Genomic DNA, 21002 nt, shown 5'->3' on the forward strand with positions numbered 1-21002 from the left:
AGAGGCTCCGTCGGACGAGATGTGCAATATCTTATGTAATGGGCGCTGAGTTCAAGACTCCTCCTGCCAATCCCATGTCATCCAAGCTCGAATCGGTCATTGCGCGCTTCATCCGTCAGGACGTCCAGTCCATGCACGGCTACGCCATCCAACCGAGCGTCGGCATGGTCAAGCTCGATGCGATGGAAAACCCGTTCCGCCTGCCGCCGGCCCTGCGCCAGGCGTTGGGCGAGCGGCTGGCCGAGGTGGCGATCAACCGTTACCCCGGGCCGCGCATCGATGACCTGCGCGCCGCCTTGGCGAAGCACGTGGGTCTGCCCGAGGGCTTCGGCCTCATGCTCGGCAACGGCTCCGACGAGCTCATCAGCCTGCTCGCGATGGCCTGCGATGTGCCGGGTGCCAGCATCCTCGCGCCGCTGCCCGGTTTCGTGATGTACGAGATGTCGGCCAAGCTGCAGGGGCTGCGTTTCATCGGCGTGCCGCTGCGGGCCGACTTCGAACTGGACGAAGCCGCGATGCTGGCCGCGATGGCCGAGCACCAGCCGGCCATCGTCTACATCGCCTATCCCAACAACCCCACCGCCAACCTGTTCGACGACGCCATCGTCGAGCGCATCGTCGACGCTGCGCCGGGCCTGGTGGTGATCGACGAGGCCTACCAGCCCTTCGCCTCGCGCAGCTACATCGACCGGGTGGCCAAGCACGAGCATGTGCTGGTGATGCGCACGCTGAGCAAGTTCGGCCTCGCCGGCATTCGCCTCGGCTACATGCTGGGGCCGAGGGCGCTCATCGACCAGGTCGACAAGGTGCGCCCGCCGTACAACGTGAGCGTGCTCAACGCCGAGGCGGCGCTCTTTGCGCTGGAGCATGACGACGAGTTCGACCGCCAGGCGAAGATCCTGCGCAGCGAGCGCTCACGGTTGATCGCCGCGCTGTCGGCCATGCCCGGCGTCAAGCCTTACCCGAGCGAAGCCAACATGATCCTCGCCCGTGTGCCCGACGCCGCCGCGCTCTTCGCCGAGATGAAGGCACGCAAGGTGCTGGTGAAGAACGTCTCCAAGATGCACCCTCTGCTGGACAACTGCCTGCGCCTGACGGTGGGCACGCCGGAAGAGAATGACCAGATGATCGAAGCCATGAAAGCCAGCCTGTCATGACCATGCGCACCGCGGACGTGACCCGCAACACCAACGAGACGCAGATCCGCGTCGTGGTCAACCTCGACGGCACGGGGCAGGCCAAGCTCGCCACCGGCATCGGCTTCTTCGACCACATGCTCGACCAGATCGCCCGCCATGGGCTGATCGACCTCGACATCGACTGCAAGGGCGACCTGCACATCGACGGCCACCACACGGTCGAAGACGTGGGCATCACGCTCGGCCAGGCCGTGGCCAAGGCGGTGGGCGACAAGAAAGGCCTGCGCCGCTACGGCCATGCCTACGTGCCGCTCGACGAAGCGCTGTCGCGCGTGGTGATCGACTTCTCCGGCCGGCCCGGGCTGCACATGCGCGTCAACTTCAAGAGCGGCATGATCGGCGCCTTCGACACCCAGCTGGCCTACGAGTTCTTCCAGGGCTTCTCCAACCATGCCGGCGTGACGCTGCACATCGACAACCTGGAGGGCGACAACGCCCACCACCAGTGCGAGACCATCTTCAAGGCGTTCGCACGGGCCTTGCGGATGGCACTGGAAATCGATCCACGCGCGGCCGGCGTTATTCCGTCCACCAAGGGTAGTCTCTGACCATGAAACGCACGGTGGTGGTCGTCGACCACGGCAGCGGCAACCTGCGATCGGTTTCGCAGGCGGTGATCCACGTCGCACAGAATTCCGGTTTCGATGTGTTGGTGAGCGCACGCGCCGAGGATGTCCGCGCGGCGGAACGGGTGGTTCTGCCGGGGCAGGGCGCGATCCACGACTGCATGCGCGGCCTGGAGGATGCTGGCCTCACCGAAGCGGTGCTCGAAGCCGCCGCCAGCAAACCGCTGATGGGCGTGTGCGTGGGCATGCAGATGCTGCTCGACCGCAGCGAAGAAGGCCCCTGTGAGGGGCTGGGCCTGATCGCCGGCGACGTGCGCCGCTTCCAGCTCAAGGGCCAGTTGCAGCCCGATGGCAGCCGCTACAAGGTGCCGCAGATGGGCTGGAACGAAGTGATCCAGGCTCAGCCGCACCCGATCTGGGCCGGCGTGCCCGACCGCGCCTACTTCTACTTCCTGCACAGCTACTACGCCCGCCCGTCGGACCCGCGCCACAGCGTCGGCGAAACCGAGTACGGCGCGCGCTTTACCAGTGCCGTGGCACGCGATAACATTTTCGCCACCCAGTTCCACCCTGAGAAAAGCGCCGAGCATGGCCTCGCGCTGTACCGCAACTTCCTTCACTGGAACCCCTGATCCGCTGCTGAAGCGTCATCTGCGATACACCCTCAGGCACCCCTCCTCCTCTTCCTCCACCACCACTGCCTTCGGCCATGTTGCTGATACCTGCGATTGACCTGAAAGACGGCCAATGTGTGCGCCTGAAACAGGGCGACATGGCCGAGTCCACCACCTTCGGCGAAGACCCGGCTGCGATGGCGCGGCGATGGGTCGACGCCGGCGCGCGGCGGCTTCATCTCGTCGACCTCAACGGTGCGTTTGCCGGCAAGCCGGTCAATGAGCCGGCGATCAAGGCGATCCTGGCCGAGGTGGGCGATGAGATCCCGGTGCAATTGGGCGGCGGCATCCGCGACCTCGACACCATCGAGCGCTACCTCGACGACGGCCTGAGCTTCATCATCATCGGCACCGCCGCGGTGAAGAGCCCCGGCTTCCTGAAAGACGCCTGCAGTGCCTTCGGCGGCCACATCATCGTGGGCCTCGACGCGAAAGACGGCAAGGTCGCCACCGACGGCTGGAGCAAGCTCACCGGCCATGAAGTGATCGACCTCGCGAAGAAGTTCGAGGACTACGGCGTCGAAGGCGTGATCTACACCGACATCGGGCGCGACGGCATGCTCTCGGGCATCAACATCGACGCGACGGTGAAGCTCGCGCAGGCGCTGTCGATCCCCGTCATCGCGTCGGGCGGCCTGTCCAACATCGCCGACATCGAGAAGCTCTGCGCGGTGGAAGGCGAGGGTGTCGAAGGTGTGATCTGCGGCCGCGCCATCTACACCGGCGCGCTCGACTTTGCCGCGGCCCAGAAGCGCGCCGACGAACTCAACGGAGCCGACTGAGCTCTCCCTCCCATGCTGGCCAAGCGCATCATCCCCTGCCTCGACGTCACCGGAGGCCGGGTCGTCAAGGGCGTCAATTTCGTCGAGCTGCGCGATGCCGGTGACCCGGTCGAGATCGCGGCCCGCTACAACGATCAAGGCGCCGACGAACTCACCTTCCTCGACATCACCGCCACCAGCGACGACCGCGACCTGATCCTGCACATGATCGAGGCGGTGGCCTCCCAGGTCTTCATTCCGCTCACGGTGGGCGGTGGCGTGCGCACCGTCGACGACGTGCGGCGGCTGCTCAACGCCGGGGCCGACAAGGTGAGCTTCAACTCCGCCGCGGTGGCCAACCCCCAGGTGATCCGCGATGCGTCCGACAAGTACGGTGCGCAGTGCATCGTGGTGGCGATCGACGCCAAGGGCCGTGAAGATGGCTCCGGCTGGGACGTCTATACCCACGGCGGGCGAAAGAACACCGGCCTCGACGCCGTCGAGTGGGCCAAGAAGATGGTCGACAACGGCGCTGGCGAGATCCTCCTGACCAGCATGGACCGCGATGGCACCAAGATCGGCTTCAACCTGCCGTTGACGCGTGCGGTGAGCGATGCCGTCGAGGTGCCGGTGATCGCCTCGGGCGGTGTCGGCAACCTCGAGCACCTGGTCGAAGGCATCCAGCAGGGCCACGCCGATGCGGTGTTGGCCGCGAGCATCTTCCACTACGGCCACCACACCGTCGGCGAGGCGAAGGCGCTGATGGCGCAACGCGGGATTCCCGTTCGCCTGTGAAGCCTGCCCGGGCGCCTCACGAGGTGCGGATCATCGGGGGGCAGTGGAAGCGGACGAAGCTCCCCGTCGCCGATGCGCCAGGGCTGCGGCCCACGCCCGACCGGGTGCGTGAAACGCTCTTCAACTGGCTGGGTCAGGACCTCGAAGGCTGGCGATGCCTCGATGCCTACGCCGGCAGTGGGGCCCTCGGCTTCGAGGCTGCGTCGCGCGGGGCCGATGCGGTGGTGCTGGTCGAGCGCGATCAGCGTCTCGCCCACGGCTTGCGCGCGGTTCAACAGCGGCTGAAGGCTGAGACCGTGCGCATCGAGGCGGCCGATGCCTTGGCCTGGATGGCCCGTTGTGCGCCCGAAAGCTTCGAACTGGTCTTCATCGACCCGCCCTTCGATGCGAACGTCTTCGAGCCGGCCCTGAAAGCCGCCGCGCGGCTGGTCGTGCCCGACGGCTTCATCTACCTGGAAGCCGATCGTGCCTTCGATGACGCGTCACTGGGCCCCGGCCTGCGCCTGCACCGTCATGGCAAGGCGGGCGCCGTGCATTACCACCTGATACAACGCGGTGTGCCCGGCTAAACTGCCCGGGCACTCGCGAAAACGCACGCCACGGAAGGAAGCGCCTTGACGTCAGCCACCCGCCTCACCGCCGTCTACCCGGGGACCTTCGATCCCATGACCCTGGGCCACGAAGACCTGATGCACCGGGCGAGCACGCTCTTCGAGCGCCTGATCCTCGCGGTGGCGGCCGGCCACCACAAGAAGACGATGTTCTCGCTCGACGAACGTCTGGAGATCGCCACCGAACTGGCGGCGAAGTACCCGAACGTCGAGGTCATCGCTTTCGACGGCCTCTTGAGCGATTTCGTCACCCACCACGGTGGCAAGGTGGTGGTGCGCGGCCTGCGCGCGGTGAGCGACTTCGAGTACGAGTTCCAGATGGCCGGCATGAACCGGCATCTCATGCCCAAGGTCGAAACCGTGTTCCTGACGCCCAGCGATCAGTTCCAGTTCGTCTCGGGCACCTTCGTGCGCGAGATTGCCACCTTGAAGGGTGATGTCTCCAAGTTCGTGTCACCCTCGGTGCTCAAGCGGCTCAAGGTGCGTGTGAGCGCCAAGACCTGAGTTCCGCTTTCTCCCAGCAGTACCCGCCATGGCCCTTCTCATCACCGACGACTGCATCAACTGCGATGTGTGCGAGCCCGAGTGCCCGAACCAGGCCATCTCGCTCGGGCCGGTGATCTACCAGATCGACCCCAAGCGCTGCACCGAGTGCGTGGGCCACTTCGACGAGCCGCAGTGCGTGCAGGTGTGCCCGGTGGCGTGCATTCCGGTCGACCCGGAACACATCGAATCGAAGGAGTCGTTGTGGGACAAATACCGGCGCCTGCAGGCGGCCGGCACGCCTCAAGAGCGGGGCGCTGATACCGCCTTGTAGCGGTCGGCGTGCTGCGAGGCCTTCGGCTTCTTCTTCGACTTCACGGTTTTCTTTGCCGCCTCGGCGTGGGCCACGCGGGCAAAGCCAATGCGGCCATCGATCTTGGCCATCCCGGCGCGCGGTCTGGCTTCGCGCGTGACGCGATCCTCTTCAAGCGAGTCCGCCAGGGCACGGTCGCGTTCGGCGACGTCGAGCGCCTCGCGCCGCTGCTGCGTGCTGCGTTCGTCGTTTACCTCGATCGCACGGCCTTGCGCGCACGGGGTCTGTGAGTAGCTGCGGCCCTCGGGCCCGCATCGGTAGACGGTTTGTGCGTGCACCGAGGCAGACGTGAGCGCGGCGGCGATCAGCAGAAGAACGGTTCTCATGGCTTCGGGGGCAAGCCTTCGGGGCGCGGCGGCTTCGGGCGCGGTGGCTTGGCGTTGATCTTCATGGTGGCGCGCTCCATCTCGCCCGCCAGCAGCAGGTCGATCGCTGGCAAGGTCTTGTGGATGCAGTCGTGGATCGCGTCGCGCGCTTCGGGCTTGGGCTTGCGCAGCACGTAGTCGGCCACCTCGGCCTTCACGCCAGGGTGGCCGATGCCCAGGCGCAGGCGCCAGTAGTCGTTGGAGCCAAGCTGGGCGTGGATGTCGCGCAGCCCGTTGTGCCCGGCGTGGCCGCCGCCACGCTTGATCTTCATCTGGCCGGGCAGCAGGTCGAGCTCGTCGTGCGCGACGAGGATTTCATCGGGTGCGATCTTGAAGAAGCGCGCCAGCGCCGCGACCGACTTGCCCGACAGGTTCATGTAGGTCTGCGGCTCCAGCAGCCAGAGCGGCCCCTGGTCGCCAGGCCGGTTCACGCGGGCCACCAGGCCGTGGTAGCTGCGCTCGGGTTGCAGCGAGGCCTTGAGTTCGCGCGCCACCGCGTCGATCCACCAGAACCCGGCGTTGTGGTTCGTGGCTTCGTATTCCGTGCCCGGGTTGCCCAGGCCTACCAGCAGTCGAATCATGATGGGGCGGATTATCCAGAGCGGGCCAGAAGATGCGATCCCGCGGGAGGCTGTCGTCCAAAAGGAGGGACGAAAAAAAGCCCCGCATCGCGGGGCTTCCTCATGCCTTCGGGGGAAGGCATTACTTCTTGTTCTGCTTCTCGCTCTTCTTCGCCTTCGGAGCCGGTGCGGCGGCGGCGACCACGACCGGCGCCGCTTCTTCTTCCTCGGCCACGACCGAGGTCGACACGATCACGGGGTTCGGCTTGCCTTGCGTGACGACGGTGATGCCGGCGGGCAGCTTCAGGTCGCTCACGTGCAGAGACTGGCCCTTGGTCAGCTCGCCGAGGTCGATGGTGATGTACTCAGGCAGGGCCGAGGCCAGGCACTGGACGCGCAGTTCGGTCACGACGTGGTTGACCAGGCACTTGTCGGTCTTGACGGCCGGCGAGTTTTCCTCGTTCACGAAGTGCAGCGGGATCTTCTTGGTGATCTTGGTGGTGGCGTCGACACGCTGGAAGTCGATGTGCAGCACGATCTGGCGGAACGGGTGCAGCTGGTAGTCGCGCAGCAGCACTTGCGAGGTCTTGCCGGCGAGTTCCATCTCGAGGATGGTCGAGTGGAAGGCTTCCTTCTTCAGCGCGTGGAAGAGGGCGTTGTGATCGAGTTCGATCATCGTGGGCGTGCCTGCCCCGTAAACGATGCCGGGCACCTTGTCGGCGTTGCGCAGGCGGCGGCTCGCTCCGGTCCCCTGCTTGGTGCGCTCGAAAGCGACGAATTTCATAATTGCTCCAATGATGGATGAGTGCCCGCGACCAGGCTCCTCGGGGTAGACGGGCCGAAGCCCGCGGCTAAGAAGGGTTCCGCAAGGAACCCGCTCTCGTTCTAAAAGTTATTGTTCTGCTCGGCGAACAGCGACGTCACCGACTCGCCGTCCGAAATGCGGCGGATCGTCTCGGCGAACAGGAAGGCGACCGACAGCTGGCGAACCTTGTCGCACTTCTTGCCGTCGGCGCTCAGCGGAATGGTGTTGGTGATCACGACTTCGTCGAGCTGCGAGGACTTGATGCGCTCGATGGCCGGGCCCGAGAACACGGCGTGCGTGCAGTAGGCATAGACGTTCTTCGCACCCCGCTCCTTGAGCACCTCGGCCGCCTTCACGAGCGTGCCGGCGGTGTCGATCATGTCGTCCATGATCACGCAGTTGCGGCCTTCGATTTCGCCGATCACGTGCATCACTTCCGACACGTTGGCCTTCGGGCGGCGCTTGTCGATGATGGCCAGCTCGCAGCCGAGCTGCTTGGCCAGCGCACGGGCGCGCACCACGCCGCCCACGTCGGGCGACACGACCACGAGGTCACGGTAGCGCTTGTTCTGCACGTCCGACAGCAGCACCGGCGAGGCGTAGATGTTGTCGACGGGAATGTTGAAGAAGCCCTGGATCTGGTCGGCGTGCAGGTCCATCGTCAGCAGGCGCTCGACGCCCACGGCCTCGAGCATGTTGGCCACGACCTTGGCGCTGATGGGCACGCGGGTGGAACGGGGGCGGCGGTCTTGCCGCGCGTAGCCGAAGTAGGGGATCACCGCCGTCACACGCCGGGCCGACGCGCGCTTGAGCGCGTCGACCATGATGCACAGCTCCATCAGGTTTTCATTCGTCGGCGCACAGGTGGGCTGAACGATGAAGATGTCGCGTGCGCGGACGTTCTGCTGGATCTCGACGTCGACTTCGCCGTCGGAGAAGCGGCCGACGCGGGCCTTGCCGAGTTCGATGCCGAGGTTGCCAGCGATTTCCTGCGCAAGCGCCGGATTCGCATTCCCGGTGAACAACACGGTGTTGAAAAGCACGTTCCCTCCGTCGAGGCTCATTGGGTCGTCGCCATTGTGAACGGCGCCCTTGCACATCAGCCCCGGCGTGCCGCCTGATCTGGTCTGCTGACCTGCCCGCGGCACCGGGAATCAAACACAGAAAATTTGGCAGGGGAGGAAGGACTCGAACCCTCGCATGTCGGAATCAAAATCCGATGCCTTAACCAACTTGGCGACTCCCCTACACCGGCTGGCTGCTTGCGCAGCCCACCTTCAACTTGTCTCAGCTGAAGCCCAGCCCTTCAAGGGATGCTGCTCCAGACTGCGGCACATCCGCCCCACCCAGCCCGACGGAAGATCCGCCGGAAGCGTCGCCATGGGTGCAACGTCTGTGCCTGCCCTCGCAAACACCGCACTGCCTGAACCCGTCATGCGGCTGTTGCCGAAGCGGGCCTTGAGCAGGGAAGCGGCTTGCGCCACTTCGGGGCACTGGTGCTCGGCGGGCGGCTGCAAGTCGTTGTGACCGAAGCCTTCCAGCAGGGCATCGATGCCGGCCTTTGCAAGGAAGCCCGCGACTATAGCAGCTTCGGTATTCCGGGCCAACAGGGGGCTCGTGAAAATCGCGCGGGTTTCGATGCTGGCGGCGGGCTTGACCACGGCCAGCCACTGCCGAGGCAAGGCCAGCGGGGTGAGCAGTTCGCCGATGCCTTCGACCCAGGCGTTGTCGCCGCCCAGGAAAAACGGCACGTCGGCGCCGAGTGTGAGCCCGATGTCCAGCAGGCGCGACAGCGGCCAGTCGAGGCCCCACAGGCGGTTGAGGGCGAGCAGGGTGCTGGCGGCGTCGGAACTGCCGCCGCCCATGCCCGCGCCCCAGGGCAACTGCTTGTCGATGGAGATGTCGGCGCCGAGGGTCGTGCCCGAGGCGGCCTGCAGCGCTCGGGCGGCCTTGAGGCAAAGGTCTTCGGTCGGCAGGGCGGCCGTGAGGTCGCGCCGGGCGATCTGGCCGTCGTGGCGGCGCTCGAAATGCAGCGTGTCCGCCCAGTCGATCAGCGTGAAGACCGATTGCAGCAGGTGGTAGCCGTCGGCCCGGCGGCCGGTCACGTGCAGGAAGAGGTTGATCTTGGCCGGTGCGGCCACGTCGTACAGGGCGTTGAGCGGCATGGTCAGGACGGGTCGACCTTGGCGCGCACGAGCACGGCAGGCGCTTGCGCGCGACGGGCGGCGACCCAGCCTTCGCCGAAGCGGGCCAGGTCGATGGTCCAGCCGAGCTGCTCGAAACCGCCTTCGACGGCACGGCTCGCGGTGCCAGGCCACGGCCGGCCGCGCAGCCAGTCGAAGAGCGCCGCCACCGGCAGGCTTTCGCCGAGCATCTCTTGTGTGAGCGTGTCGAGGTCCGGGTAGGCCGTCTCGCCCTGCGAGGTGGCCAGCCAGGCGCGGTTGCCGGCCCAGCGGGCCTGGGCCATCACGGTGCCGAGCGGGGTCGACAGGTTCAGTTGCCCGGCCTCCGGCGTGCCCTTGAGTTCGAAGCTGCCGCTCTCGCTGCGCGAGGGCGTGGTGGCGGTCGCGTCGACGCGCACCGACAGCTTGCCCGACAGCGTGGCACTGTCGGGCGGTGCCTTCTGGCCGACGGTGGCGCAGCCGGCGAGCAGGCTGCCCGCGAGCAGCCCCACGAAAGCGAGATGCCTCACAGGTCGACCCGCAGACGCGCCAGCGTTTCCTTCAGCACCTCGTTGCCCTGGTCGCGGTTGTGCGACTCGCGCAGCACACGCCGCGCCTCGTCGCGCTGGCCGCTCATCCACAGCACCTCGCCAAGGTGGGCGCCGATCTCGACGTCGGGCCGCGACCTGTAGGCCTGCTGCAGCAAGCGAAGCGCTTCGTCGCGGTTGCCCAGGCGGTACTCCACCCAGCCCAGGCTGTCGGTGATGAAGGGTTCGCCGGGCGCGAGGTCGAGCGCCTTCTTGATGAGCTCGCGCGCTTCGGGCAGGCGCTGGTTGCGCTCGGCCAACGAATAGCCGAGCGCGTTGTAGGCATGGTGGTGGTCGGGTTTGAGCGCGATCACCTTGCGCAGCAGGCGCTCCATCTCGTCCATGCGGTTGAGCTTCTCGACCATCATCGACTGCTCGTACAGCAGGTCAGGGTCGTCGGGGAACTTCTGGTTGGCTGATGCGAGCACGCGGTTCGCCTCTTCCCACTGCTTCACCTCGCGCAGCATCTGCGCTTCCGCCAGCAGCTTGGCGCGCTGGTCGTCGGGGCCTTTCTCGGGAACGTTCCGGATCAACTCGCGTGCCGCTTGCACCTTGCCCTGCTTGGCGAGCAGCGAGGCGCGGCGCGATTGCACCTCGAGCGCACGCTGTGCATCGGTGACCTTCGCGAGCCACGCTTCGGCGCCCGCGTAGTCGCGCTGCTGTTCGGCGGCTTGCGAGAGCAGCAGGTAGGCCTGCGTCAGGCCGCGATCGGTGGCGGTGGCGGGGTTGTCGTCATCGTCGTCCTGCGGGGCCGATGCCGGCGCGGCCACCGGCGGCGGCGCGTTCTGCGCACGCTGCACATACTGCAGAAGCGCTGCCGTGCCTTCACGCGGATGCTTCAGCTCCAGGTGCAGGGCGCCGAGCGTCAGCCAGGCATTGAGCGGTGCGTTGTCGGAGCGCGTGACGGCTTCGAGCTGCGGCACCGCATCGGCATACCGCTGTGCGGCGCTCAGCACCCGCGCATACACCATGCGAATTGCCAGGCTCGACGGCTTGGCCTGCAGGTGCGACTGCACGAGGCTCTCGGCCGCGGGTGTCGTGGCCATGAGCTCCAGCGCCAGCAGCGCCGGCAATTCGGCCGCCGGGTCTTGTGCGTGCGCGGTCTTGGCGAGCTCGTTCGCACGGGCGCTGTCGCCCGCGGCCAGCCAGGCGCGCGCGATCGCCACCTGCGCCGCCACGCGGGTGTCGGCGCTGCCGAGCGATGGCTTGAGGATCTCCTCGAGCCGCTTGGCGGTCTGGGCCTTGTCGCCACTGCGCTCGAAAACGCGCGGCAGCGCCGTGATGGCCGCCGAACGCTCGGCCGCGGGCGTGAGGCGCAGCAGCGTGCGCAGTGGCTCCACGGTTTCGTTGGGCCGGTTCATCACAATGAGCAGCTGCAGCTGGTAGCGCGCGGCTTCCAGCGAGTCGGGCAGCGTGGCGCGCCAGACCTGCGTCGACTGCAGTGCGAGCTCGATCGCGCGCTGCTGCAACGCCGCTTCGGTGGCACGGCGGAAGAGTGCCTCGTCGCGTGTGCGCCGTGCGGCGTCGATCAAGGCCTGGTGGCCTTCCACCACCTGGCCCGAGCGCAGCTCCAGCTCGCCGCGCAGCAGTTGGTAGAACAAGGGGCCGTCGAGCGCGGAATTGCGCACCGGCTCGGCGGGCTCCTTCGGAACTGTGTCGTTCTGGGCGTGGGCGCCATGCATCAACATGAGCGCGCAAGCCAAGGCCAGGCCCGCGCGAGGGAACAGGGGAGAAGACGGCATGCAGGGCTCCTTGGGCTCGAAAGATTCTAGGTGTCGCGTCGATTCGTCGCCTGTTCCGATTCGTTCCGCTCGTGATAATTCCCGAATGCCAGAACTTCCCGAGGTCGAGGTCACCCGCCAGAGTTTTGCCCACCGCATTTCGGGCGCCCGCGTCACGGCGGTGCGCTTGGGCAAGCCCTTGCGCTGGCCACTCGGTTGCGAGCCCGAAGGCCTCGTCGGCCAGACCGTGGGTGACGCCCTGCGGCGCGGCAAATACCTGTGGCTGCCGCTCAGCCAGGGCGGCCTTCTGATGCACCTGGGCATGTCAGGCTCGCTGGCGTTCCAGGACCAGGCCCCACCGCACGGCACGCACGATCACTTCGACCTGTCGACCACACGCGGCCTGCTGCGTTTGACCGATCCGCGCCGCTTTGGCGCCGTTGTCTGGTCGCCCGCGCTCGACAGCGGCATGGCCGGACAACTCCTCTCGACCCTCGGCGTCGAGCCCTTCGATGCGGCCTTCAACGGCGCCTACCTGCACGCCGCGCTCAAGCGCCGCCGCGTGGCGGTGAAGCTTGCGCTGCTGGCGGGCGACATCGTCGTCGGTGCCGGCAACATCTACGCCTGCGAAGCGCTCTTCCACGCCGGCATCGACCCGCGCACGCGCAGCGACACCGTGAGCCGCCCGCGCGCCGAGCGGCTGGCCGTGGCGGTGCGCGAGACCCTCGCCCGCGCGCTGGCGCTCGGCGGCTCCACGCTGCGCGACTTCCGCGATGCCCACGGCATGGCCGGTGAGTTCCAGCTGCAGGCCCAGGTCTACGGCCGCGAAGGCTTGCCGTGCCACGTCTGCGGCACGCCCATCCGCCGCATCGTGCAGGGCCAGCGTTCGACTTTCTTCTGCCCGCAGTGCCAGCGGCGCTGAGGGTCGGGCCCGCGGCCTTCTGACAAAGCGCCAAAAACCTCACATCTCGTCACCTGCCTGGGCAACGAGTTGTTTCCGCTGCGCTGCGTCAAAACGATGCTGCGCTACCATGCCTGACGCTCTTTTGCGGGCCCGCGACCACCCCCATGGCGACTTCCTTCGCAAGCAGTCTTGACGAACTCTCCCAGTGGCGTGCGGTGCTGGGAGCGCGGCTCGACGAGTACAGCCGCTTCCTCTCCGAGCACGACGTCGCCGACCCGTCCGCCCACGAATCGCTCGACGCGCTGCGCCGCCGCCTGTCGGGCGAGAAGCTCATCGTGGCCTTCGTCGCCGAGTTCTCGCGCGGCAAGTCCGAGCTGATCAACGCGATCTTCTTTTCCGATGCCGGCCGCCGCGTGCTGCCGGCCACGCCGGGCCGCACCACGATGTGCCCGGTCGAACTCGGGTTCGAGCTGGGCGAAGAGCCCGCGCTCGCGCTGCTGCCGATCGGCACTCGCCTCGAAGGCCTGTCGCTCGGCGAGCTGCGCGGCCAGCCCAAGATGTGGACGCACCTGCCGCTCGACGTGAGTTCCCCCGACAAGCTGTCGAGCGCGCTGCAGGAAGTGATGCGCACGCAGTGGGTCAGCATCGAAGATGCCAAGGCCCTCGGCTTTTGGGACGACGAGCACCCCGAAGACAACCCGCCCACCGACGACCAGGGCCGCGCCGAAGTGCCGGCCTGGCGCCACGCGATCATCAACTACCCGCACCCGCTCTTGAAGCAGGGTCTGGTGGTGCTCGACACCCCGGGGCTCAACGCCATCGGCGCCGAGCCCGAGCTCACGCTGAGCCTGCTCCCGTCGGCCCACGCGATGGTGTTCATCCTCGGTGCCGACACCGGCGTCACCAAGTCCGACATGGCGATCTGGCGCGACCACCTCGGCTCGCCGGCGCAGACGAGCTTCGTGGTGCTCAACAAGATCGACGCGCTGATCGACCCGCTCGCCACGCCCGAGCAGGTGCGCGAGCAGATCGAATCGCAGCGCCAGGCCACCGCCCGCACGCTCGACATGGACGCTGCGCGCGTGTTCCCGCTGTCGGCCCGCCAGGCGCTTGCCTCGCGCATCGAGAAGAACCACCAAGGCCTGGCCGAGAGCCGCCTGCCCGCACTCGAAGCGGCCCTCGGCGCGCAACTGCTCCCGCAGCGCCGCGACATTCTTCAAGACCTCGTCACCGACGCCATCGCGCGCATGGAAGCGCAGGTCAACCGTGGCCTCGCCGATCGCCGCCGCCAGATGGCCGAGCAGATGCTCGAGCTGCGGGGCCTGCGCGGCAAGAGCAGCGCCAAGACGCGCGTGATGATCGAACGCGTCGACGCCGAGACGGCCGAATTCGAGCAGTGCACCTCCAAGCTGCAGGCCATGCGCATGGTCCACAGCCGCATGCTGAAAAACGCGCTGGTCGACCTCACCAGCGACCGCCTGCGCGAAGAAGTCAACGAGATGCAGAAGGCGATGAACGCCTCGCTGCTCAACCTCGGCGCGAAGAAGGCTTTCCTCGCCCTGTGCGGCCGCCTGCGCGAGCTGCTCGAAGCCTCGCAGGTGCGCGCGGGCGAGATCCGCGAGATGCTCAACGCCTCGTTCGGCAAGCTCAACGCGGAGTTCGGCTTCAGCCTTTCGGTGAACAAGGCGCCCGACCTGCAGCGCTTCATCAACGAGTTGTCGCTCATCCAGCGCAGCTACGTGCAGTACCTCGGGCTGACGCAGGCGCTGCGGCTGTCGCAGCCGAAGTTCATGGAGCAGTTCCGCCGCATGCTCGTCTCCAAGCTGCGCGTCGTGTTCGAGAACGCCAGCAGCGAGATGGAGCTGTGGAACAAGATGGCCTCGTCGCAGGTCGATTCGCAGCTGCGCGAGCGCCGCCGTGGCTTCCGCCGCCGCCGCGAGGCGCTCGAGCGCATCCAGGCCGCGTCGGGTGAACTCGAGCAGCGCATCGCAGAACTCGAAGCGCAAGACGAGCAGCTGCAACAGCTGCAGGCGCGCTGCCACGAGATGGCGATGCGCGTGAAGGAGCAGGCCCGCGCCGATGGCGCCCCGGCCGAAGCGCAGAACAGCGAAGCCGGCATGCTCTACGCCGCCCAGGCTTGAGCGCTGCAACTCCGCAAGACCGCTTCGCCACTCCTCTGATCGCGTGGCAAGCCACGCACGGGCGCCACGACCTGCCGTGGCAGCGCACGACCGATCCCTATCGCGTGTGGCTGTCCGAGATCATGTTGCAGCAGACGCAGGTGAGCACCGTGCTGGCCTACTACGAGCGTTTCCTGCAACGCTTTCCGGATGTGCAGGCGCTGGCCGCGGCCTCGCAGGACGATGTGCTCGCGCTGTGGAGCGGCCTCGGCTACTACAGCCGCGCGCGCAACCTGCATGCGTGCGCCAAGGCGGTCGTGGCCGAGCATGGCGGTGAGTTTCCGAAGACGGCCGAGGTGCTGCAGGCGCTGCCTGGCATCGGCCGCTCCACCGCCGCGGCGATCGCGTCCTTCTGCTTCGGCGAGCGGGTGGCCATCCTCGACGGCAACGTCAAACGCGTGCTGACGCGTTTCCTCGCCTTCGACAAAGACCTCGCCGTGCCACGCCATGAGCGCGAGCTGTGGGCGGCTGCCACCGAACTGCTGCCGCCCACCGACATGCCGGCTTACACGCAGGGCATCATGGACCTCGGCGCAACAGTGTGCCTGGCACGCTCACCGCAGTGCCTGTTGTGCCCAGTGCAAGCCGGGTGCGAAGCACGGCGAAGCGGTACACAGGACAAGTACCCGATCAAGACGCGCAAGCTCAAGCGCAGCAAGCGTGAGAACGCGTGGCTGTGGCTCAGCAAGGGCGACGAACTCTGGTTGTGCCAACGGCCTGAGACCGGCGTGTGGGCGGGGCTCTGGAGCCTGCCGGAGTTCGCCTCGCCCGAAGAACTGACTGCACTCGCCGAAACCTGGCCCGGCACGTCGACCGTCCTGCCCAGCTTCACCCACGTGCTGACCCATCTGGACTGGACGCTGCACCCTTTGCATGTGGCCCTGTCGCCTCAGGTGACGAAGACGGCATTGGCTGCGATCACCGCGCTGCTGCCGGCAGGTGGCTGGTACCGCCTCGACGAGGCGCTCGCGATGGGCCTGCCCGCGCCCCTGCGCAAGCTGCTCCTGTCGCGCGCTACTTGACCACGCCCTTGGTGCGCAGGAACTCGTTGACGAGCTGAAGCCGCACCTGCGGATCGGGCAGCTCCATCAGCTTCTGCTTGGCGGCCACGGAAATCGGCAGGATCTCGCACCAGCGGTTGGCCACCCAGCCGGCGCTCTCGAACTTGAAGGGCTTCAGGAACGGCTCGGTGCCTTGCTGCTTGAGCGTGGCGATGGCGTTGGCGAGGCCCCGCACGCTTTCGAGATACGCCCCGACGGGTGCGACGTTTTCGTCGTCATCGTCGATCACCCGTGCGCGTGCGAGCCACAGCCCGTCGGGTTGCTGCTCGCGCGACTGCACCTTGAAGCGATGCAGCCCGCGGCAGCGCACCTGCAGGATGCCGGGCTGCGTGCTGTCGACGTCGAGCAGCTCGGCCGTCGTGCCGATGTCTTCCAGCACCACCGGCTCGCCCGCCTTGCGCACCTCGCTGCCTTGGCGCAGCGCTACCACGCCGAAGGGCTTTTGTTCGCGCAGGCTTGCGCTCACCAGATCCAGATAGCGGGCCTCGAACACCTTCAGGCTCAGGAGCCCGCCAGGGAAGAGAACGGCTTGCAACGGGAAGAGGGGAAGAGAAATGAGCGCTTCAGTCTCGGGCATCAAGCTCTCGATGGCGAACCAGCGCGATGCCGCGGCCGGCAAAGCGTTTCGCAAGGGTTTCGACCAGGTAGACCGAGCGGTGCTGCCCGCCGGTGCAACCGATGGCGACGGTGAGGTAGCTGCGCTGGTCGTTCTCGAACGACGGCAGCCAGCGCGCGATGAAGGCCTCGATCTGCGACAGCATCTCCAGCGCTTCGGGCTGGGCTTCGAGGTAGGCGATGACCTCGCGGTCGCGGCCAGTCTGCGCACGGAGCTCGCGCACGTAGTACGGGTTGGGCAGCACGCGCACGTCGAACACGAAATCGGCATCGAGCGGCACGCCGTGCTTGAAGGCGAACGACTCGAAGACGAGCGTGAGCGCACGCGCTTGCGCCCGCACGAGGTCGCGGATCCACACCCGCAGTTGCGCCGGGCGCAGGAGGCTGGTATCGACGACGGTCGAGGCCTCGCGCAGGTCGGCGAGCAGCTCGCGCTCCATCTCGATGGCATCGTTGAGCGCGCGGTGGCTCACGGTGTTTTCGTCGTCGCGGCGCCGTGCGGGGGACACGGGCGGCAGCTCCTGGCTCAGCGGGTGCGGGCGGCGTGTCTCGGAGAAGCGGCGCACGAGCGCATCGGTGCTCGCATCGAGAAAGATCGAGCGCACCGTCACGCCTTCCTGCCGCAGCTCGTGGATGAGCGGCAGCAGGTGCGGCAACGAGCCGGCGCTACGCACGTCGACCGCGATGGCCACGCGGCGCTGCTGGCGCTCGTGCTCCAGCCGCAGGAACTCGCGCAGCAGCTCGGGCGGCAGGTTGTCGACGCAGAAGAAGCCGGCGTCTTCGAGCGCATGCAGCGCGACGGATTTGCCCGAGCCGGAGATGCCGGTCACGAGCACGATCTCGTGCGGCACCGCAGGCGGCGCGGCCACCGTCGTGGGCAAAGGGTCGGGCAGGGTGGTCATGATCGTTTGCGGCTGCCGCTTCGGCCGCTGGATTCGGCGGCCACCGACAGCAGCTCCTGGGCATGGGCAAGCGTGGTGCCCGTCTGGCGCTCGCCGCCCAGCATGCGGGCGATCTCGGCCACACGCGCCTCGCCGCCCACCGGCTGCACATCGCTGCGGGTCGTGCCGTCGCGCAGCGCCTTGCTCACCACGAAGTGGTGGTCGGCACACGCCGCGACTTGCGGCAAGTGCGTCACCGCCATCACCTGGCGGTCGCGGCCGAGCTGCTTCATGAGGCGGCCCACGGTGTCGGCCACGGCGCCGCCGACGCCCGCGTCGACCTCGTCGAAGATCAAGGTGCCGGCACCGTCACCCCCTTGGGCCAGCTGGCTCGTGGTAACGGCGATGGCAAGCGCGATGCGCGAGAGTTCACCGCCCGAGGCCACCTTGCCCAGCGGTCGCGGCGTGCTGCCGGCGTGGCCTGCGACCAGGAACTCGGCCGACTCGACCCCGAACGCCTGGCGCTCGTCTTGCGGGTTCAGTTGCACCTCGAAGCGGCCACCGGCCATGCCGAGCTGCTGCATGGCTTGTGTGATGGCGGTCGCGAGCTTGGGCGCCGCCGACTTGCGCTGGGCCGACACACGCTTGGCCTCGGCGTCGTAGGCGGTCGCGGCCTCTTTCAAGGCGCGCTCCAGGCCGTCGAGATCCGCCGCGGCGTCGAGCGCCCGCAACTCGCCCTTCCATTGATCGAGCAAGGCCGGCAGCTCGGCCGGTGGACGACGGTAGCGCTTGGCGAGGCTCATCCAGGCGGCGAGGCGCTCGTCGAGTTCGCGCAGGCGCTCGGGGTCGAGTTCGGCATGGCCGAGGTAGCTGGTGAGCGTATGCGCGGCGTCCTGCAGTTGCGTCTGCGCGCTCTGCAGCACCTCGGCCACGTCGGCCAGGCGGCGGTCGTAGTCGGTCACGTCTTGCAGCGCGTCGATGGCACGGCCGGTGAGGCCGTCGGCGCTCACCTCGGCTTCGCTCACCGCGTCGAGCGCGGCTTGGGCGGCATCCATCAGCGATTGCGCGTTCGACAGGCGTTTGTGGTCGGCTTCGAGCTCGTCCCACTCGTCGGCGCCGGGGGCGAGCTTGTCGATCTCGCCCACTTGCCAGGCCAGGCGCTCACGCTCGCGTTCGAGGTCGGCCTGCTGCGTGCGCGCCTTGGCCAGTGCATCGCCCGCCGTCTTCCAGCTTTGATAGGCCGCGGCGAGCGCAGAGGTGTCGACGCCCGCATAGGCATCGAGCAGCCCGCGCACCGAAGCCGCACGTGTGAGGCTCTGCCAAGCGTGCTGGCCGTGTATGTCGACCAGGTGATCGGCCGCCTCGCGCAACTGCGCGACGGTGGCCGGGCTGCCATTGACCCATGCGCGACTCTTGCCTTGCGCGTCGATGACGCGGCGCAGCAGCAGCGTGTCGGCGGGCTCGAAGCCCGCTTCGTCGAGCCAGCCGGCCAGGCTTGCAGGCGAGTCGAACTCGGCGCTGATCTCGGCGCGCGCAGCGCCTTCACGCACCACACCCGCATCGCTCCGGCTGCCGAGCGCGAGTTGCAGCGCATCGATCAGGATCGACTTGCCGGCGCCGGTCTCGCCGGTCAGCACCGAAAAGCCACCCGCCAGTTCCACCTCGAGCGAGGTGACGATCACGAAATCTCGCAGCGACAGACGGCGCAGCATCTCAGTTCACCCCGGCGTTCCAATGCAGTTTGCGACGCAGCGTCGCGTAGTAGCTCCAGCCGCGCGGATGCAGGAAGCGCACCTGGTGCTTCGAGCGCCGCACCACGATGCGGTCGCCCGGCATCAGGCTCGCCAGGCTCTGCATGTCGAAATTGACGCTCGCGTCGCGGCCGTTCACCACCTCGATCTGGATGTCTTGCGTGTCGGGCAGCACGATGGGCCGGTTCGACAGGTCGTGCGGCGCGATCGGCACCAGGAGCCAGCCGCCGATGCCCGGGTGCAGGATGGGCCCGCCGGCCGAGAGCGCATAGGCCGTCGACCCCGTGGGCGACGCAATGATCACGCCGTCGGCCCGCAGGTTGGCGACGAATTCGGTGCCGATGTCGACCTTCACTTCCAGCATGCCGGCGGTGGCGCTGCGGCTCACCACCACGTCGTTCATCGCGAAGCCATCGAAGATGCGCTGCTCGTCGCGCACCACGCTGCCTTCGAGCATGGTGCGGCGCTCTTCCTCGTAGTCGCCCGCGATGATGGGCGCCAGCGCCTCGGCGTAGTGGCCCACGGGGACGTCGGTGATGAAACCCAGCCGGCCCTGGTTGATGCCCACCATCGGCAGGTCGAAGCGGGCGAGCTGGCGGGCGATGCCGAGCATGGTGCCGTCGCCGCCCACCACGATGGCCATGTCGCACTGCTTGCCCAGTTCGGCCGGGTTGAGCGCGTTGAAATCGGTGATGCCGGTGTTGAGGGCGGTCTCGCGTTCCAGTGAGACTTCGAGACCCTGCCGCGAGAGGAAATGCGCGATCTCTTCGAGCACCCCACGGATGCCCCGGGCCTGGTATTTGCCCACGAGAGCGGCATGTCGAAAGCGTGACGGCATGCGAAGGATTACACCACAGGGCCTTCGAGAAATGAGGTGTCAGGCGGGTGTCAAACGCCCCGCGTCCTACAATGAAAAACCATGTTGGACGAGCGAGCCAGAACCCTCCTGAAAGCGCTGGTCGAGCGCTACATCGCCGACGGGCAGCCCGTCGGCTCGCGCACGCTGTCGAAGGCCTCCGGGCTCGACCTGTCGCCCGCCACCATCCGCAATGTGATGGCCGACCTGGAAGAGCTGGGCCTGATCGCCAGTCCCCACACCAGCGCGGGGCGCATCCCCACCGCGCGGGGCTACCGGCTCTTCGTCGACACCATGCTCACGGCGCAGCCCATCGACCTGAGCGTTGCCCATGCGCCGATCGAAACCCAGCTCGCGCCCGACCAACCCCAGCGCGTGATCGCCAACGCGGCGCAGATGCTCAGCAGCCTCTCGAGCTTCGTCGGTGTGGTGACGGCGCCGCGCAAGGCCAGCGTGTTCCACCACATCGAGTTCCTGCGCCTGAGCGAGCGCCGGGTGCTGGTGATCATGGTGGCGCCCGATGGCGACGTGCAGAACCGCGTCATCATGACCGCGCACGACCACACCCAGAGCGAGCTGATCGAGGCCAGTAACTACCTCACGCAGCAATACGCCGGCCTCACCATCGAAGAAGTGCGCGAGCGGCTGAAGCGCGAAGTCGATGTGCTGCGCGGCGAGATCGCCACCCTGATGCAGGCCGCCGTGCAGGCCGGCAGCGAGGCAATGGCCGACCAGCAGGAGCAGGTCGTCATCAGCGGCGAGCGCAACCTGCTCACCGTGCAAGACTTTTCCAGCGACATGGGCAGCCTGCGCAAGCTCTTTGACTTGTTCGAGCAGAAGACGCAGCTCATGCGCCTGCTGGACGTGAGCAGCCGCGCCGAGGGCGTGCGCATCTACATCGGCGGCGAGAGCATGGTGGTGCCGTTCGAGGAACTCTCGGTCGTCTCGGCACCGTATGAGGTCAACGGCCAGATCGTGGGCACGCTGGGCGTCATCGGGCCCACGCGCATGGCGTATGACCGCATGATCCAGATCGTCGACATCACGTCGCGGCTGGTGAGCAATGCGCTCAGCGTGAAGTAGCGACGGGCT

23 protein-coding genes and 1 tRNA gene are annotated in these 21002 nt (G+C 67.4%); 12 read left to right on the plus strand and 12 right to left on the minus strand.

Annotation, left to right across the window (positions count from 1 at the left end; all coding sequences use genetic code 11):
- Nucleotides 1-74 precede the first annotated feature (74 nt).
- The 8 genes from hisC to RXV79_RS03870 all read left to right on the plus strand — a co-directional run bounded on the left by hisC (nt 75) and on the right by RXV79_RS03870 (nt 5423).
- Nucleotides 75-1157 (plus strand): histidinol-phosphate transaminase, encoded by a 1083-nt coding sequence (hisC, locus tag RXV79_RS03835; protein WP_316702152.1) that lies wholly within the window; start codon nt 75-77, stop codon nt 1155-1157.
- On the plus strand, nt 1154-1747 hold the full coding sequence (gene hisB, locus RXV79_RS03840) for an imidazoleglycerol-phosphate dehydratase HisB (RefSeq protein ID WP_316702153.1): 594 nt from the start codon (nt 1154-1156) through the stop codon (nt 1745-1747). The genes hisC and hisB overlap by 4 nt, the downstream gene beginning before the upstream one ends.
- A gap of 2 nt (nt 1748-1749) precedes the next feature.
- Nucleotides 1750-2397, plus strand: a complete 648-nt coding sequence (gene hisH / locus RXV79_RS03845) for an imidazole glycerol phosphate synthase subunit HisH (protein WP_316702154.1) — start codon at nt 1750-1752, stop codon at nt 2395-2397.
- Between the two features lie 77 nt (nt 2398-2474).
- Nucleotides 2475-3221, plus strand: coding sequence for a 1-(5-phosphoribosyl)-5-[(5-phosphoribosylamino)methylideneamino]imidazole-4-carboxamide isomerase (gene hisA, locus RXV79_RS03850; protein WP_316702155.1), 747 nt, complete (start codon nt 2475-2477; stop codon nt 3219-3221).
- Nucleotides 3222-3233: 12 nt separating this feature from the next.
- Nucleotides 3234-3995: an imidazole glycerol phosphate synthase subunit HisF gene (gene hisF, locus RXV79_RS03855; RefSeq protein WP_316702156.1), complete on the plus strand. Its 762-nt coding sequence runs from the start codon at nt 3234-3236 to the stop codon at nt 3993-3995.
- A 23-nt stretch (nt 3996-4018) separates the two neighbouring features.
- On the plus strand, nt 4019-4564 hold the full coding sequence (gene rsmD / locus RXV79_RS03860; RefSeq protein WP_413816663.1) for a 16S rRNA (guanine(966)-N(2))-methyltransferase RsmD: 546 nt from the start codon (nt 4019-4021) through the stop codon (nt 4562-4564).
- Between the two features lie 45 nt (nt 4565-4609).
- Nucleotides 4610-5110 carry a pantetheine-phosphate adenylyltransferase gene (coaD, locus tag RXV79_RS03865; protein ID WP_316702158.1) on the plus strand — a complete coding sequence of 167 codons (501 nt, stop codon included), beginning with the start codon at nt 4610-4612 and terminating at the stop codon, nt 5108-5110.
- Between the two features lie 28 nt (nt 5111-5138).
- Nucleotides 5139-5423 (plus strand): YfhL family 4Fe-4S dicluster ferredoxin, encoded by a 285-nt coding sequence (locus tag RXV79_RS03870; protein WP_316702159.1) that lies wholly within the window; start codon nt 5139-5141, stop codon nt 5421-5423.
- Here the strand turns inward: RXV79_RS03870 and RXV79_RS03875 are convergent.
- The 8 genes from RXV79_RS03875 to RXV79_RS03910 form a co-directional block, all read right to left on the minus strand.
- Nucleotides 5393-5788: a hypothetical protein gene (locus tag RXV79_RS03875; protein WP_316702160.1), complete on the minus strand. Its 396-nt coding sequence runs from the start codon at nt 5786-5788 to the stop codon at nt 5393-5395. The two genes, RXV79_RS03870 and RXV79_RS03875, sit on opposite strands and share 31 nt — an antisense overlap.
- Nucleotides 5785-6408 (minus strand): aminoacyl-tRNA hydrolase, encoded by a 624-nt coding sequence (gene pth / locus RXV79_RS03880; protein ID WP_316702161.1) that lies wholly within the window; start codon nt 6406-6408, stop codon nt 5785-5787. Before pth ends, RXV79_RS03875 begins: the two co-directional genes overlap by 4 nt.
- A 121-nt stretch (nt 6409-6529) precedes the next feature.
- Nucleotides 6530-7171, minus strand: a complete 642-nt coding sequence (locus RXV79_RS03885) for a 50S ribosomal protein L25/general stress protein Ctc (RefSeq protein ID WP_316702162.1) — start codon at nt 7169-7171, stop codon at nt 6530-6532.
- Between the two features lie 101 nt (nt 7172-7272).
- The gene (locus RXV79_RS03890) at nt 7273-8235 is read right to left on the minus strand and encodes a ribose-phosphate pyrophosphokinase (protein ID WP_316702163.1); all 963 of its coding nucleotides are present in this window, start codon (nt 8233-8235) and stop codon (nt 7273-7275) included.
- A 127-nt stretch (nt 8236-8362) separates the two neighbouring features.
- Nucleotides 8363-8439 (minus strand) — tRNA-Gln (locus RXV79_RS03895).
- 30 nt (nt 8440-8469) lie between these two features.
- Nucleotides 8470-9357 (minus strand): 4-(cytidine 5'-diphospho)-2-C-methyl-D-erythritol kinase, encoded by an 888-nt coding sequence (gene ispE / locus RXV79_RS03900; RefSeq protein ID WP_316702164.1) that lies wholly within the window; start codon nt 9355-9357, stop codon nt 8470-8472.
- Between the two features lie 2 nt (nt 9358-9359).
- Nucleotides 9360-9866, minus strand: coding sequence for an outer membrane lipoprotein LolB (locus tag RXV79_RS03905; RefSeq protein WP_316702165.1), 507 nt, complete (start codon nt 9864-9866; stop codon nt 9360-9362).
- 14 nt (nt 9867-9880) lie between these two features.
- Nucleotides 9881-11683, minus strand: a complete 1803-nt coding sequence (locus RXV79_RS03910) for a tetratricopeptide repeat protein (RefSeq protein ID WP_316702166.1) — start codon at nt 11681-11683, stop codon at nt 9881-9883.
- Between the two features lie 85 nt (nt 11684-11768).
- Between RXV79_RS03910 and mutM the strand changes: the two genes are divergently transcribed.
- The 3 genes from mutM (at nt 11769) to mutY (ending at nt 15768) form a co-directional block, all read left to right on the plus strand.
- On the plus strand, nt 11769-12584 hold the full coding sequence (gene mutM / locus RXV79_RS03915; RefSeq protein ID WP_316702167.1) for a bifunctional DNA-formamidopyrimidine glycosylase/DNA-(apurinic or apyrimidinic site) lyase: 816 nt from the start codon (nt 11769-11771) through the stop codon (nt 12582-12584).
- 146 nt (nt 12585-12730) lie between these two features.
- On the plus strand, nt 12731-14707 hold the full coding sequence (locus RXV79_RS03920) for a dynamin family protein (RefSeq protein ID WP_316702168.1): 1977 nt from the start codon (nt 12731-12733) through the stop codon (nt 14705-14707).
- Nucleotides 14704-15768, plus strand: a complete 1065-nt coding sequence (mutY, locus tag RXV79_RS03925) for an A/G-specific adenine glycosylase (protein ID WP_316702169.1) — start codon at nt 14704-14706, stop codon at nt 15766-15768. Before RXV79_RS03920 ends, mutY begins: the two co-directional genes overlap by 4 nt.
- Here mutY and RXV79_RS03930 read toward each other — a convergent pair.
- Genes RXV79_RS03930 through RXV79_RS03945 form a run of 4 tightly spaced genes read right to left on the minus strand, consistent with a single transcriptional unit; the run spans nt 15761 to nt 19892 of the window.
- Entirely contained in the window at nt 15761-16384 is a 624-nt protein-coding gene (locus tag RXV79_RS03930) for an LON peptidase substrate-binding domain-containing protein (protein ID WP_316702170.1), read from the minus strand. The two genes, mutY and RXV79_RS03930, sit on opposite strands and share 8 nt — an antisense overlap.
- On the minus strand, nt 16371-17324 hold the full coding sequence (gene rapZ, locus RXV79_RS03935) for an RNase adapter RapZ (protein ID WP_413816664.1): 954 nt from the start codon (nt 17322-17324) through the stop codon (nt 16371-16373). Before rapZ ends, RXV79_RS03930 begins: the two co-directional genes overlap by 14 nt.
- Nucleotides 17321-19015, minus strand: coding sequence for a DNA repair protein RecN (gene recN / locus RXV79_RS03940; protein WP_316702171.1), 1695 nt, complete (start codon nt 19013-19015; stop codon nt 17321-17323). Before recN ends, rapZ begins: the two co-directional genes overlap by 4 nt.
- 1 nt (nt 19016) lies before the next feature.
- Complete coding sequence (locus RXV79_RS03945; RefSeq protein WP_316702172.1) at nt 19017-19892, minus strand: NAD kinase; 876 nt, start codon at nt 19890-19892, stop codon at nt 19017-19019.
- Between the two features lie 81 nt (nt 19893-19973).
- Here RXV79_RS03945 and hrcA point away from each other — a divergent pair, with 81 nt between their 5' ends.
- Nucleotides 19974-20993 carry a heat-inducible transcriptional repressor HrcA gene (hrcA, locus tag RXV79_RS03950; RefSeq protein WP_316702173.1) on the plus strand — a complete coding sequence of 340 codons (1020 nt, stop codon included), beginning with the start codon at nt 19974-19976 and terminating at the stop codon, nt 20991-20993.
- Nucleotides 20994-21002: the final 9 nt, after the last annotated feature.

Source organism: Piscinibacter gummiphilus, assembly GCF_032681285.1.
In the GTDB taxonomy this organism is placed as follows: domain Bacteria; phylum Pseudomonadota; class Gammaproteobacteria; order Burkholderiales; family Burkholderiaceae_C; genus Rhizobacter; species Rhizobacter gummiphilus_A.